The sequence below is a fragment of the Lelliottia nimipressuralis genome (assembly GCF_041464075.1).
GTDB lineage: Bacteria > Pseudomonadota > Gammaproteobacteria > Enterobacterales > Enterobacteriaceae > Enterobacter > Enterobacter nimipressuralis.
The window spans coordinates 3,968,412-3,981,627 of the sequence record NZ_CP167172.1 but is presented as its reverse complement, the minus strand read 5'-3'; the positions used below and the strand labels follow the sequence as shown (position 1 = coordinate 3,981,627).

The 13,216-nt window shown below is 53.2% G+C and carries 14 protein-coding genes and 1 tRNA gene; 9 read left to right on the top strand and 6 right to left on the bottom strand.

All coding sequences use genetic code 11. The features are described 5' to 3' along the window. The first annotated feature begins 12 nt into the window (after window positions 1-12). The 7 genes from ACB496_RS19010 to ACB496_RS18980 all read left to right on the top strand — a co-directional run bounded on the left by ACB496_RS19010 (window position 13) and on the right by ACB496_RS18980 (window position 5,386). On the top strand, window positions 13-531 hold the full coding sequence (locus tag ACB496_RS19010; RefSeq protein WP_102104807.1) for a phage major tail tube protein: 519 nt from the start codon (window positions 13-15) through the stop codon (window positions 529-531). A 57-nt stretch (window positions 532-588) separates the two neighbouring features. After that, on the top strand, window positions 589-882 hold the full coding sequence (locus ACB496_RS19005) for a phage tail assembly protein (protein ID WP_371973268.1): 294 nt from the start codon (window positions 589-591) through the stop codon (window positions 880-882). A gap of 32 nt (window positions 883-914) precedes the next feature. After that, complete coding sequence (locus ACB496_RS19000) at window positions 915-1,037, top strand: GpE family phage tail protein (RefSeq protein ID WP_102104805.1); 123 nt, start codon at window positions 915-917, stop codon at window positions 1,035-1,037. Beyond that, window positions 1,027-3,474, top strand: coding sequence for a phage tail tape measure protein (locus ACB496_RS18995; RefSeq protein ID WP_371973267.1), 2,448 nt, complete (start codon window positions 1,027-1,029; stop codon window positions 3,472-3,474). The genes ACB496_RS19000 and ACB496_RS18995 overlap by 11 nt, the downstream gene beginning before the upstream one ends. Window positions 3,475-3,487: 13 nt before the next feature. Then, on the top strand, window positions 3,488-3,952 hold the full coding sequence (locus ACB496_RS18990) for a phage tail protein (protein ID WP_371973266.1): 465 nt from the start codon (window positions 3,488-3,490) through the stop codon (window positions 3,950-3,952). Beyond that, entirely contained in the window at window positions 3,949-5,118 is a 1,170-nt protein-coding gene (locus tag ACB496_RS18985; RefSeq protein ID WP_371973265.1) for a phage late control D family protein, read from the top strand. Before ACB496_RS18990 ends, ACB496_RS18985 begins: the two co-directional genes overlap by 4 nt. A 67-nt stretch (window positions 5,119-5,185) precedes the next feature. Beyond that, complete coding sequence (locus tag ACB496_RS18980) at window positions 5,186-5,386, top strand: ogr/Delta-like zinc finger family protein (RefSeq protein WP_102104801.1); 201 nt, start codon at window positions 5,186-5,188, stop codon at window positions 5,384-5,386. A gap of 164 nt (window positions 5,387-5,550) precedes the next feature. On the opposite strand, the gene ACB496_RS18975 is transcribed toward ACB496_RS18980, so the two are convergent. After that, window positions 5,551-5,626: transfer RNA gene (locus tag ACB496_RS18975), tRNA-Ile, on the bottom strand. Between the two features lie 125 nt (window positions 5,627-5,751). Between ACB496_RS18975 and mug the strand changes: the two genes are divergently transcribed. Further along, window positions 5,752-6,258: a G/U mismatch-specific DNA glycosylase gene (gene mug, locus ACB496_RS18970; protein WP_100778871.1), complete on the top strand. Its 507-nt coding sequence runs from the start codon at window positions 5,752-5,754 to the stop codon at window positions 6,256-6,258. A gap of 76 nt (window positions 6,259-6,334) precedes the next feature. Here the strand turns inward: mug and rpoD are convergent, their stop codons facing one another. The 3 genes from rpoD to rpsU all read right to left on the bottom strand — a co-directional run bounded on the left by rpoD (window position 6,335) and on the right by rpsU (window position 10,587). Beyond that, the gene (gene rpoD / locus ACB496_RS18965) at window positions 6,335-8,182 is read right to left on the bottom strand and encodes an RNA polymerase sigma factor RpoD (RefSeq protein WP_100778872.1); all 1,848 of its coding nucleotides are present in this window, start codon (window positions 8,180-8,182) and stop codon (window positions 6,335-6,337) included. A gap of 206 nt (window positions 8,183-8,388) precedes the next feature. Then, entirely contained in the window at window positions 8,389-10,134 is a 1,746-nt protein-coding gene (dnaG, locus tag ACB496_RS18960; RefSeq protein ID WP_100778873.1) for a DNA primase, read from the bottom strand. A 237-nt stretch (window positions 10,135-10,371) separates the two neighbouring features. Further along, the gene (gene rpsU / locus ACB496_RS18955) at window positions 10,372-10,587 is read right to left on the bottom strand and encodes a 30S ribosomal protein S21 (protein WP_001144069.1); all 216 of its coding nucleotides are present in this window, start codon (window positions 10,585-10,587) and stop codon (window positions 10,372-10,374) included. Between the two features lie 227 nt (window positions 10,588-10,814). Between rpsU and tsaD the strand changes: the two genes are divergently transcribed. After that, window positions 10,815-11,828 (top strand): tRNA (adenosine(37)-N6)-threonylcarbamoyltransferase complex transferase subunit TsaD, encoded by a 1,014-nt coding sequence (tsaD, locus tag ACB496_RS18950; RefSeq protein ID WP_100778874.1) that lies wholly within the window; start codon window positions 10,815-10,817, stop codon window positions 11,826-11,828. Window positions 11,829-11,902: 74 nt separating this feature from the next. On the opposite strand, the gene ureG is transcribed toward tsaD, so the two are convergent. Beyond that, window positions 11,903-12,520, bottom strand: coding sequence for an urease accessory protein UreG (gene ureG / locus ACB496_RS18945; RefSeq protein ID WP_102104800.1), 618 nt, complete (start codon window positions 12,518-12,520; stop codon window positions 11,903-11,905). Between the two features lie 9 nt (window positions 12,521-12,529). Continuing rightward, on the bottom strand, window positions 12,530-13,204 hold the full coding sequence (locus ACB496_RS18940; protein WP_371973264.1) for an urease accessory protein UreF: 675 nt from the start codon (window positions 13,202-13,204) through the stop codon (window positions 12,530-12,532). Between the last annotated feature and the right edge of the window lie 12 nt (window positions 13,205-13,216).

Below are 13,216 nucleotides of genomic sequence, written 5' to 3'. Positions count from 1 at the left end.
GGAGCTAACAGCATGGCGTTACCACGTAAATTAAAATATTTGAACATGTTTAACGATGGCCTGAGCTACATGGGCGTCGTTGAATCCGTCACTTTACCGAAGCTGACCCGCAAGCTGGAGAAATACCGCGGCGGCGGGATGCCGGGTTCGGTATCCATTGATATGGGCCTTGATGATGATGCGCTGTCCCTTGAATGGACGCTCGGTGGTCTGCCGGATGTCGCACTATGGGCGCAGTATGCATCCCCTGGTGCAGACAGCGTACCGCTGCGTTTTACTGGCTCCTATCAGCGCGACGACACCGGCGCAATTTCCGCCGTCGAGGTGGTGATGCGAGGTCGTCATAAAGAGTACGACTGCGGTGAGAACAAGCAGGGCGAAAGCGGTACAACGAAAATGACAACTGATTGTGCTTATTACCAGCTGACAATTGACGGAAAAGAAGTCATTGAAATTGACATCGTCAACATGGTGCTGAAGGTCGACGGTGTAGACCGTCTGGCCGAACACCGTAAGGCGATTGGCCTGTAATGTTGTTGACCGGCCGCTCAGGCAGGCCGGTCTCTTCTATTTTTGAGGGAGTGACAAATGGAAAATATTATCGATACCGGAAATTCAAACGTTGTGACCTTCGACAATCCGCTGATGCGCGGTGAGCAAAAAATTGAGCAAGTTACTGTATCCAGGCCCAACGCGGGGACACTCCGCGGAGTGTCATTGGCTGCACTGGCAAACTGTGATGTTGACGCCTTAATTAAGGTTTTACCTCGAATGACCTACCCGGCGCTGAACGAACATGAGATTGCTCAACTGGATGGCGCAGATCTCATTGCACTTGCCGGGAAGGTGGTTGGTTTTTTATCACCTGCTTCGGCTCGCTGAATTTCCCCGACCAATTGTCGGTAGATGACCTGATGGCGGATATTGCTGTGATTTTTCACTGGCCGCCATCCGAGCTGTATCCTCTGGACGTGGCCGAACTCATAACCTGGCGCGACAAGGCGCTACAGCGAAGCGGAAACCACTATGAGCAATAACGTGAAACTTGAGGCGCTGCTTAATGCCGTTGGACGCGCAAGCCGACCGCTCAATGCTATCCGGACTGCCAGCAAATCCCTTGCGGGTGACATCCGTGATTCTGAGCAATCTCTGCGCGATCTCAACGTGCAGGCAGCCCGTATTGATGGGTTCAGGAAAGCCAGCGCTCAGCTTTCTCTAACCGGGCGGTCTCTTGCAAAAGCGAAGCAGGAGGCGGCAGCACTGGCCATTCAGTTTAAGAATATCGAAGCACCCACGTTGGCACAGTCGCAGGCGCTGGATGTTGCAAAAAAATCTGCAGCTGAGCTGCAGAGTAAATACAACGGTATGCGCCAGTCCTTACAGCGCCAGCGTTCCGAGCTTTCTCAGTCGGGCATTAACACACGTACACTCTCTGCTGATGCACAGCGTGTGAAAGTCACGATTAGACAGACCACGCAACAGCTAAATATGCAGCGTGACGCTCTTTCCCGCGTCAATCAGCAGCAGGAAAGAGTCGATGCAATAAAGCGCCGCTACGAGTCCGGTAAAACGCTTGCCTTCGGCATACGTGATGCGGGGGCGGCGGGAATAAATACGGCGAGTGCTGGATTCCATGGTCTGTCTCAATTTTTTGCGCCGGGCGTCGCTTTCACCAAACAGATGTCGGATACGCAGTCGACTCTCGGTATTGATAAGAATGATGAAACGATGGCTGCTCTTCGCCAGCAGGCTAAAGATATTGGTTCTAAAGGATATCTCTCTCAAGTCGACGTAGCTCAAACACAGGGTGTGCTCGCAAGCTCAGGTTACAATGCGAATGACGTTCTCATGGCAACCGACTCGACAGTGACAATGAGGCAAGCTAATGGTCTTGCAGCCAGCGATGCTGTTGGCGCACTTTCTACGGTGCAATCGGCGTTTAAGTTGCCGATAACAGAGATCGAACGCATTTCTGATGTCTTGACACAAAGCCTCCACTCATCGAGCACGAGTCTTGATGATTTGGTTGCGGCGATGAAAAACGTTGCACCAGGTGCGGAAATGGCTGGTGAAAGTCTTGAAGACACAACGGCGATGCTCGGCATCCTGGCAGACCACAATATTAAAGGTGCCAGCGCCGGGAGTAATATCAACACTATTTTGAGCCGTCTGGATGCGATGACAGGCCAGGCGCCTGTTGCCCTCAATTCCCTGGGGGTCAGCACACACGACGGTAACGGAAATAAGCTTCCGGTCGAGAAGGTATTTAAAGATATTTATCACGCCTTTGAGACAAACAAACTTGATATGGCTCAGCAGGCCGAATACCTGAAAAGCCTGTTCGGTGAAGAGGCTGTAAAGGGGGCAGGAGCACTGGTTGCCGCAGCCGGTGATGGAACTCTGGACAACAAACGTCAGCAAATGCTCGCTGCCAAAGGGAGTACTTCACGCATCGCCAGTATCAAGTCCGATAATCTCGATGGAGATTTAGTAAAACTACAGTCGACCCTGGATGGTCTGAAAATTGATGTTTTTGCGCAAGAAGAGTCTGCCCTAAGGCGTCTGACGGCTTCGGCAAACACCTGGGTTGGCATGGCCGCAAGCTGGGTTCAGACAAATCCCGAACTGACCCAAACCCTATTGAACGTTGCCACGAGTACGCTGGCGCTGGTCGGCGTGCTGGGAGGTGTCGGGCAAATCGTATGGCCTTTGATTGCCGGGGTGAATGTCATTATTGCTGCAGCAAGCATGCTGGGGACAGTATTTACTCTAACCGGCGGCGCTATCGCCTCAGCTCTTGGGGCCATCACGTGGCCAGTTATAGCTGTTGTGGCGGCGATTGTCGGTGGAGCCCTGCTGATCCGTAAATATTGGGAACCACTCAGTGCATTCTTTGGCGGCGTTATTGAGGGACTTGGTACCGCTTTTGCTCCGCTGGCAGAAATTTTTTCCCCGCTTGCGCCGGCATTTGATTTTCTCGTTGAGAAGCTCGGCAGCATCTGGCAGTGGTTCACTGATCTGCTTGAACCCGTAAAGGCGACACAAGAAACGCTCGAACGCTGTAAGAATGTGGGGGTAATGTTTGGCCAGGCACTGGCCAATGCGCTCATGGCGCCACTTAATATCTTTAACAGCCTGAGCAGTAAAGCAAGCTGGTTATTGGACAAACTCGGCATTATCAAAAAAGAGTCCGGCCAACTTGAAGATACCGAGGCTAAGGTGAAAACCACGGCCGTGACGCCTGACGGAACCTATATTCCGCCGACATCCACATTAAGCGGCTATCCGCTTTATCAGCCGCTATCTGCTCCCGCTGGGCGATCTTTTGTCGACAACAGTAAGCGAGAGTACAGCATCACTCTGCAAGGTGATGTTCTGCCGAACAGTGATTTAGACCGTCGGCTCAGAGAAGCCGTTGATAACCTCGCTCGTCAAGAGCGTTCATATCAGCGCTCAAGCTTTTCGCATGACTGAGGAGATTTAGACAGTGTTAATGGTATTAGGTTTATTTGTGTTTGAGCGCCGAACGCTACCGTATCAGTCGATGCAATATACAAAAGATTATCGATGGGCATCAAATAACCGCATCGGCAAGTCACCTGCGTATCAATTTCTTGGTGAGGGAGAAACCACACGCATACTCTCCGGTACGCTCTACCCAGAAATTACTGGCGGTAAATTATCGCTTTTGGCGATCGAATTGATGGCCAACGAGGGACGTGCATGGCCACTGATCGACGGTAGTGGAATGATTCACGGCATGTATGTGGTTGAAAAGGTAACACATACTCATACGGATCTTTACAGTGATGGGTCTGCCAGAAAAATCGAGTTTAACCTGACTTTAAAGAGAGTCGATGAATCCCTGGTTGTTATGTATGGCGATTTAAAAGCACAAGCCGAAACCCTGGTGTCATCAGTGGGTAGCTGGGCGGGAGGACTGGTGGGATGATAACGGGAATGACTCTCCAGGCAGGTGCATGCATTGCTCCCGATTTTATGCTCGCTTTCGGTAAGGATGATATTACTGAGGTTTTCAGAGAGCGGCTCATCAGTCTGACAATGACTGATAATAATGGATTTGAAGCTGACCAGCTTGATATAGAGCTTGATGATTCTGACGGGTTGGTTGAGTTACCACCGCGCGGTGCTTCTTTGAGTTTGTGGTTAGGCTGGCAGGGATCGGCATTGCTGGGAAAGGGGAGTTTTATCGTAGACGAAATCGCTTATCGAGGTGCTCCAGACGTTCTCACCATTCGTGCACGCAGTGCTGATTTTCGAGGATCGCTCAACTCGCGTCGCGAGCAGTCCTGGCATGATACAACGCTTGGGACGATTGTCGACACCATTGCTCAGCGGAATAAGCTCATAGCCAGGATAGCCGAGAGTTTGGTACCTGTTGAGGTGCCCCATATCGATCAGACGCAGGAGTCTGATGCTGTATTCTTGTCGCGGCTGGCCGAGCGAAATGGTGCGGTTGTCTCCGTAAAGGCCGGAAAACTCCTTTTCCTGAAAAAGGGGAGTGCGATGAATGCAAGTAATAAACCCTTCCCGCAAAGGGTCATAGAACGTGGCGATGGAGACAGCCATCAATTTACTATTGCCGATCGGGGGGCGTATAGCGGTGTTACAGCCAAATGGCTGCAAACCAAAGACCCGAGTCAGCAAAACCAAAACGTTAATCTCAAACGTGTGTCGAAAGAGCAGGATCTACATTCCTGGCAACATCCGGATGCCACTATGACACCGTCAGCGAGCAAGCCGAGCGGGAATCAGGGCGCACGAAACGGTGAATACATGGCTGGAGAACCGGAAAATGTTCTGGAGTTAACGACCATTTTCGCTAGCAAAGCGCAGGCCATCCGTGCGGCGCAGGCCAAATGGGAAGAGATACAGCGTGGTGCAGCTGAGTTTTCTATCACGCTCGCAATTGGCCGTGCAGATCTGTTTCCTGAAATACCTGTTACAGTCAGAGGATTCAAGAACGTCATAGATAATCAAGCATGGGTAATCAGCCGGGTAGTGCATCGTCTTAATAGCAGCGGTTTCACTTCGACGCTTGAGCTGCAAGTGAAATCCTCAGATATTGAATATGTCACAGAAGAAGGGAAGGGATAAAAAAATACCCATTTAGTGATTTATTGGGTATTATAAATTCACTTTTAGTGAATTTGCGGAGCCAGTTATGTTTCATTGTCCTGAGTGTAAGCAAGCGGCACATGCCCGTACGAGTCGATACCTTAGCGAGAATACCAAAGAACGTTATCATCAGTGCACAAACATCAATTGCAGTTGCACTTTCGTGACGATGGAATCGGTAGAGCGATTTATTGTTACCACTGGTGGAGTCACCCCTAAAGTGTCGCGATCCGCACTCAAAGGCTAGCGCCTGTTATCCCCCTTTAAACTAACCCGCCGCGAGCGGGTTTTTTATGCCTTAAAGAAAATGGCGGTAAGAAGTCCACCGCCATTTCATCGCCATCAATATCTTAGGCAACAAAAAGGCCACTCGCGAGAGTGGCCTAAGTGTATGTATCTAATGCTAAAATTTGGTGGCCCCTGCTGGACTTGAACCAGCGACCAAGCGATTATGAGTCGCCTGCTCTAACCACTGAGCTAAGGGGCCGTGGCGGTGAATTATAAAGTAACTCCCTGCTGCAATCCAGCCATTCCCTCCTGCCTGCTGTTTTTATAAACAACGCATTATCAATCCTTTATACTAACTACAAGATACATTCATCGGGGAGTGAGATGATCAACGATATTCTGGCACCGGGGCTGCGGGTGGTGTTCTGCGGGATCAACCCAGGCAAGTCTTCCGCCCATACGGGTTTTCACTTCGCCCATCCAGGAAATCGTTTCTGGAAGGTCATTCATCAGGCAGGATTCACCGATCGGCTGCTGAAGCCTGAAGAGGAGCAGCATCTGCTGGATACTCGCTGCGGGATTACCATGCTGGTGGAGCGCCCGACAGTTCAGGCTACAGAGGTGAATCTGCATGAGCTGCGTAGCGGCGGGCGGGAACTGGTGAAGAAAATAGAAGATTACCAGCCTTCGGCGCTTGCGATCCTTGGCAAGCAGGCGTATGAGCAGGCCTTTAGCCAGCGCGGGGCGCAGTGGGGAAAACAGAGGATTACGATTGGCATGACGCAGGTGTGGGTGCTGCCAAATCCGAGTGGGCTGAACAGGGCGACGCTCGACAAGCTGGTCGAAGCCTATCGCGAACTCGATGAGGCGTTGATGGTGCGAGGGCGGTAAGGGCTTGTGGTTCTGCTGTGCTGAAAAAGATGAAAAAAAAGCTCCCGGTTGGGAGCTTTTTACTTTTCAGGGCCGATTAATCGTCGAGGAAGCTACGCAGAACTTCAGAACGGCTCGGGTGGCGCAATTTGCGCAGGGCCTTCGCTTCGATCTGACGAATACGTTCGCGGGTAACGTCGAACTGTTTACCCACTTCTTCCAGCGTGTGGTCGGTATTCATATCGATACCGAAACGCATACGCAGGACTTTCGCTTCACGCGCGGTGAGGCCCGCCAGAACGTCGTGAGTGGCAGCACGCAGGCTCTCGGTAGTCGCAGAGTCCAGCGGCAGCTCGAGGGTGGTATCCTCGATGAAATCACCCAGATGCGAATCTTCATCGTCGCCGATTGGCGTTTCCATGGAGATAGGCTCTTTGGCAATTTTCAGCACTTTACGGATCTTGTCTTCTGGCATCAGCATGCGCTCAGCCAGCTCTTCTGGCGTCGGCTCGCGGCCCATCTCTTGCAGCATCTGACGGGAGATACGATTGAGTTTGTTGATCGTCTCAATCATATGCACCGGGATACGGATGGTGCGCGCCTGATCCGCGATAGAGCGGGTGATCGCCTGACGGATCCACCAGGTTGCGTAGGTGGAGAATTTGTAACCGCGACGATATTCAAACTTATCAACCGCTTTCATCAGACCGATGTTACCTTCCTGGATCAGATCCAGGAACTGCAGACCACGGTTGGTGTATTTTTTCGCGATAGAAATAACCAGACGTAAGTTAGCTTCAACCATCTCTTTTTTCGCACGGCGGGCTTTCGCTTCGCCGATGGACATACGACGGTTGATATCTTTAACCTGCTCGATAGTCAGGCCGGTCTCTTCTTCGATTTGACGCAATTTCTGCAGGCCGCGCTGAACATCATCAGCCACGTCGTGCAGTTTTTCAGACCAGGGTTTGTTCATCGCGATAGCCGCGTTGAACCAGGTTTCGCTGGTTTCATTGCCGGTGAACAGAGTGATGAAGTTCTTTTTCGGCATTTTGCACTGTTCAACGCACAGCTTCATGATGATACGTTCTTGAGTACGAACGCGGTCCATCATGACGCGCATGCTGTTCACCAGGTAGTCGAACTGTTTCGGCACCAGGCGGAACTGTTTGAAAACTTCAGACAGTTTCTGAATCTCGGCCTGAGCGGCGGCATGGCTCCGGCCTTTGGCTTTGATGGTGTCGCGAGCCAGTTCGTACTGGGTACGCAGTTCGCCAAACTTCTCGCGCGCCAGCTCAGGATCGATGCTGTTGTCGTCATCGCTGCTGTCATCGTCGCCGTCTTCTTCCTCTTCGTCTTCGTCATCATCCATCTCTTCCTGAGACAGTTCAGAACCGACGTGAGTCGCGGTTGGCGCCAGATCTTCTTCAGCATTCGGATCGACAAAACCGGTGATCAGGTCAGAAAGACGCGCTTCTTCGGCTTCGACGCGATCGTACTGCTCAAGCAGATAGGTGATCGCTTCAGGGTATTCGGCAACGGAGCACTGAACCTGGTTGATCCCATCTTCGATGCGTTTCGCGATGTCGATTTCGCCTTCGCGGGTCAACAGTTCAACGGTGCCCATTTCGCGCATGTACATGCGCACCGGGTCAGTGGTACGCCCGATTTCAGACTCAACGCTGGACAACACCTGTGCAGCGGCTTCTTCTGCATCTTCGTCGGTGTTGTTGGAGTTTTCAGCCAGCAACAGATCATCGGCATCCGGTGCTTCTTCCATCACCTGAATGCCCATGTCGTTGATCATTTGGATGATGTCTTCGATTTGATCTGAATCGACGATATCTTCCGGCAGATGGTCATTGACCTCGGCATAGGTCAGATAGCCTTGCTCCTTACCACGTTGGACAAGAAGTTTCAGCTGTGACTGCGGGTTTTGCTCCATAAGACGGTATCCACACTTAATTCGTTTAATTGGTGTCGGCGGTGTCGCTGCCAACCTTTGAAGCGAGGGCGTACTTATATTTTTGCCGCTGCCTCTCAGTGCGGCTGCCGGGGGCTTCCCGATCGATATTCGGCACTTAAGCCGTTAAATGCTGCATCCTTCACGTTGTCTCTGCTTTGATACAACGTGAACGGTTTTTGTTCAGTTTATTTCTTCGCCAGTTCCTGATTTAACATCCAGAGTTCCCGGCGCTCTTCGCTGCTTAAGCCATGTGTACGCTCGCGAGCAATCAGCTCTTCCTGGCGCAGTTCAAGCATCGAATCAAACATATGGTTGAGTGAGTCGGTGAACGTTTTTTCTGCAATGTCCTTATCAGCTATATCGTCCCACATCGACAGTTTTTCAAGGGTGGCGGCCTCTTTTGTGCCGCGATAGTGCTCTAACAGTTGGCCGGTAGTCAGACCTGGTTGCGACAGACACGTGTTGACCAGTTCTGAAAATAAGCCAAGTCCTGGCAGCTTTTCATGGTTCAACCCCGCGAGCGGCGGCACTTGCGGCGCCAGCTCAGGGTTTTGCACCAGTAACCCTATCAGTATACGCATGGTTGTGCGTTTTAGCTGTGGCGCGGGGCGAACCGCACCGCTTTCAGCCAGTTTAGGCATTAAACGTTCAAGCTGACTGTCATCCAGAATGCCGAGCTTGTTGCCGAGCTCCTGGCGCAGGTAAATGCGCAACGTTTCGCCCGGAACCTGAGAAATCAGCGGCAGTGCCAGCGTGCTCAGCTGGGCGCGTCCGTCTGGTGTGCTCAAATCCACCTGCGGCATCAGGCTGTTAAACAGAAACGTGGAGAGTGGCTGAGCCTGCTCCATCCGCGCTTCAAACGCCGCTTTGCCCTCTTTACGCACCAGCGTATCCGGGTCTTCACCGTCGGGCAGGAACATAAAGCGCAGCTGGCGCCCGTCGGTCATATAAGGTAGTGCAGTTTCCAGCGCACGCCAGGCGGCATCGCGTCCGGCACGGTCACCGTCATAACAACAGATGACGTTATTCGTCGCCCGAAACAGGAGCTGAATGTGGTCGGCGGTGGTGGACGTTCCCAACGACGCAACCGCGTAGTTGATGTCGTACTGCGCCAGCGCGACCACGTCCATATAGCCTTCGACCACCAGTAAACGCCGGGGTTCAGCGTTATCCTGCTGGGCTTCATAAAGGCCATACAGCTGGCGACCTTTGTGGAAAATATCGGTTTCCGGGGAGTTGAGGTATTTCGGCATGCCGTCACCCAGCACGCGTCCACCAAAACCAATTACCCGGCCTCGTTTGTCGCGAATGGGGAACATCACCCGCTCGCGGAAACGGTCATAGCTTCGTCCCTGATCGTTTGTTACCAGCATGCCGGCATCGATCAGAGATTTACGATCTTCGCTATTGCCACCAAAACGCTTTAACACGTTGTCCCAGCCGGGCGGGGCGTAACCAATAGCGAAACGCGCAATCACATCGTCGCTCAATCCGCGCTGTGTCAGATACTGACGCGCAGGTTCAGCTGCATGTTGCTTAAGAGACTGTTGGTAAAACGAATTCAGACCGTCCATCAGTTGGTAAAGCGTTTGTCGTTGATGGCGTTCTATCTGACTCGGACCGCTGCCTGCTTCGTAAGGCACTTCAAGGTTGTGCATCGCCGCCAGTTCTTCGACGGTTTCCACGAACTCGAGCTTGTCGTAGTTCATCAGGAAATCGACAGCATTCCCGTGGGCGCCACAGCCAAAGCAGTGGTAAAACTGTTTTTCACCGTTTACGGTGAAAGAGGGGGTTTTTTCGTTATGGAACGGACAGCACGCATGGTAGTTCTTGCCCTGCTTTTTGAGCTTTACCCGCGCGTCGATAAGATCGACGATATCGGTTCTGGCCAGCAGGTCATTGATAAATACGCGTGGAATTCGTCCAGCCATAGGCCCCGTAAAATTACACCTTATCCCTCAAGCTGCTTCTGCGTTGGCTGCGCTCGTTCACCCTGTCACTTACTGATGTAAGCGCTGAGGATTCACTCCCTTGCCGCCGTGATGCGTCTTGAATGATTTTGTGTATTTGCTAACGCATAAACGAAAATAAGCCGCGCATTCCTTCCGGAAGCACGGCCTTACGACTATAACTCAGTCTGACCATTGAGGGCGTGTGCCCTCAACAGATTAGTACAGACGAGTACGGCGTGCGTTTTCGCGAGCCAGTTTCTTCGCGTGACGTTTCACAGCAGAAGCTTTAGCGCGTTTACGTTCGGTAGTCGGTTTTTCATAGAACTCACGACGACGAACTTCCGCCAGAACACCTGCTTTCTCGCATGAACGCTTGAAGCGACGCAGTGCTACGTCGAACGGCTCGTTTTCACGTACTTTAATTACCGGCATGTAACTCTCACCTTTGATAAATTCGGTTTGCCGCTGGCATCGGCGCCAGCTTATTTCAAAATGGTGCGGAATTTTACTGCAACTCATGCTGCTTTGTAAAGCACCAATGCCGTTTTTGAACGGGACTTTTGTAAGGGGTAAGAGTATACACGAACTCACCCCTCAGGGTATACATCGACCCGCATTCGCCCTACACTGCGCGGTACAGAAAAGAGGTAAATTAAGCCATGCGTGTACTGGGTATTGAAACATCCTGCGATGAAACCGGCATCGCTATTTACGACGACGAAAAAGGTCTGTTAGCCAACCAACTGTATAGTCAGGTGAAATTACACGCTGATTACGGCGGAGTGGTGCCGGAGCTGGCGTCGCGCGACCACGTGCGTAAAACGGTTCCCCTGATTCAGGCGGCGCTGAAAGAGTCCGGTTTGACCCCAAAAGATATCGATGCGGTTGCCTATACTGCAGGCCCGGGTCTGGTCGGTGCGCTGCTGGTTGGCGCCACCGTAGGGCGTTCGCTGGCGTTTGCGTGGGATGTTCCGGCGATTGCGGTTCACCACATGGAAGGGCACCTTCTGGCACCGATGCTGGAAGAGAATCCGCCAGAGTTTCCGTTTGTGGCGCTGCTGGTCTCCGGCGGTCATACCCAGTTGATCAGCGTGACCGGTATTGGCGAGTACGAACTGCTGGGCGAGTCCATTGATGACGCCGCCGGTGAAGCTTTCGATAAAACCGCCAAACTGCTGGGCCTGGATTATCCGGGTGGCCCCATGTTGTCGAAACTGGCGTCTCAGGGCGTTGAAAAACGTTTTGTTTTCCCGCGTCCAATGACCGACCGCCCAGGGCTGGACTTCAGCTTCTCAGGCCTGAAAACGTTTGCGGCGAATACCATTCGCAACAATGAAAATGACGATCAGACTCGCGCTGACATCGCTCGCGCCTTCGAGGATGCGGTGGTGGATACCCTGATGATCAAGTGCAAACGCGCGCTGGATCAGACCGGCTTTAAGCGCCTGGTGATGGCGGGGGGCGTGAGCGCTAACCGTACGCTGCGCGCGAAGCTGGCGGAGATGATGCAAAAACGTCGCGGCGAAGTGTTTTATGCACGTCCGGAATTTTGCACCGACAATGGCGCGATGATCGCATATGCGGGCATGGTGCGTGCGAAAGCAGGCGCGACGGCGGATTTGAGCGTTTCTGTGCGCCCACGCTGGCCGCTGGCTGAGCTGCCTGCGGCGTAAGTGTCTGTCTTGCCCGGTGGCGCAACGCTCACCGGGCCTGAAAATGTGCGGCCTGCATCGGTTGAGGATCCCGCTTATACCTTCAGCATCCCTTTCACTTCCAAAAAATCTATAATCTTCGCTAATCCGTCGCCGGCTTTCAGGTTGGTAAAGGTCCACGGGCGTTCACCGCGCATCCGGTTTGTGTCGCGCTCCATCACCTCAAGAGACGCCCCGACGTACGGCGCCAGATCCGTTTTATTGATCACCAGGAAATCTGATTTGGTGATCCCCGGCCCCCCCTTGCGCGGGATCTTTTCCCCCTCGGCAACGTCAATCACATAGATCGTCAGGTCCGCCAGCTCCGGGCTAAAGGTGGCGCTCAGGTTATCGCCGCCGCTTTCAACAAAAATCAGATCCAGATTGCCAAACTTCTCGCTCAAGGCCTCGACGGCGGCGAGGTTCATGGAGGCATCCTCGCGGATCGCGGTATGCGGGCAGCCGCCAGTCTCCACGCCGACAATGCGATCCGGCTCCAGCGCCCCGGCTTCCGTCAGGATGCGCTGATCCTCTTTGGTGTAGATATCGTTAGTCACAACGGCGAGCTGGTAGGTGTCGCGCATCGCTTTGCACAGGGATTCCAGCAGAGCGGTTTTACCCGACCCGACCGGGCCACCCACGCCCACGCGCAGGGGATGTTTGTATTCAGCCATAAATAATCCTCAGGATCGGAATAACCGTGAATATTGTGTTTCGTGACGCGCAGAGGCGATGGCCGAGAGCGGCGTCGCCGCACCCAGTTCGTCATCGCTGCGCTCCCACGCCTGACCGAGCTTTGCAGCAAAATGGTCGCTCAATTCGATAATTAACTGCTGCGCGGCCTGCTGTCCGAACGGCACCAGTTTTACGCCCGCCATGACGGCGCTCTCCATCCAGCTGTAGCCAAGGCTCAACGCTAACGCCTGGACGTCAATGTCCCAGCGTACACCGAGCCACGCCATGCCGCATAGCTGGCTGCTGGAAAACAACGGTAACCACTCGGGCGGGCAATCCGGCTCCCAGCTCTTAATCAGCCGGGTAAAGGCCGCGCCGCGATTGCGCTCTTCCTCACGCAGCTCACGCGTTTCGCGGCAGGCGAGCAGATACGCCGTCCAGCGTTTTGCGGCGGCAATGTCGTTCTGCTCACAGGCGCGGTACAGGCGGATAAACAGCGGCAAATCGACGCACAAAAAACTTCGCTCCATCTGCTGAATTTGCCACTGCCTGAACTCAGCCGCGGTGGAAATCCAGCCCGCTTCCACCGCCCACTCCAGCCCCTGGGACCAGGTGAAAGAGCCGACCGGCAGACTGCTGCTGGAGAGCTGCATCAGGCGTAACTGCTGGCGGTTGTGCTCCATTCCTTCAGGGCA

Excerpts from the sequence above, each read along its gene's own strand:
- ACB496_RS19005 (WP_371973268.1), top strand. The coding sequence starts at position 589 with ATGGAAAATATTATCGATACCGGAAATTCAAACGTTGTGACCTTCGAC.
- ACB496_RS18995 (WP_371973267.1), top strand. The coding sequence starts at position 1,027 with ATGAGCAATAACGTGAAACTTGAGGCGCTGCTTAATGCCGTTGGACGC.
- ureG (WP_102104800.1), bottom strand. The coding sequence starts at position 12,520 with ATGGCTGAATACAAACATCCCCTGCGCGTGGGCGTGGGTGGCCCGGTC.
- mug (WP_100778871.1), top strand. The coding sequence starts at position 5,752 with ATGATCAACGATATTCTGGCACCGGGGCTGCGGGTGGTGTTCTGCGGG.
- ACB496_RS18985 (WP_371973265.1), top strand. The coding sequence starts at position 3,949 with ATGATAACGGGAATGACTCTCCAGGCAGGTGCATGCATTGCTCCCGAT.
- ACB496_RS19000 (WP_102104805.1), top strand. The coding sequence starts at position 915 with ATGGCGGATATTGCTGTGATTTTTCACTGGCCGCCATCCGAGCTGTAT.
- ACB496_RS19010 (WP_102104807.1), top strand. The coding sequence starts at position 13 with ATGGCGTTACCACGTAAATTAAAATATTTGAACATGTTTAACGATGGC.
- ACB496_RS18980 (WP_102104801.1), top strand. The coding sequence starts at position 5,186 with ATGTTTCATTGTCCTGAGTGTAAGCAAGCGGCACATGCCCGTACGAGT.
- rpsU (WP_001144069.1), bottom strand. The coding sequence starts at position 10,587 with ATGCCGGTAATTAAAGTACGTGAAAACGAGCCGTTCGACGTAGCACTG.
- tsaD (WP_100778874.1), top strand. The coding sequence starts at position 10,815 with ATGCGTGTACTGGGTATTGAAACATCCTGCGATGAAACCGGCATCGCT.
- dnaG (WP_100778873.1), bottom strand. The coding sequence starts at position 10,134 with ATGGCTGGACGAATTCCACGCGTATTTATCAATGACCTGCTGGCCAGA.
- ACB496_RS18940 (WP_371973264.1), bottom strand. The coding sequence starts at position 13,204 with ATGGAGCACAACCGCCAGCAGTTACGCCTGATGCAGCTCTCCAGCAGC.
- rpoD (WP_100778872.1), bottom strand. The coding sequence starts at position 8,182 with ATGGAGCAAAACCCGCAGTCACAGCTGAAACTTCTTGTCCAACGTGGT.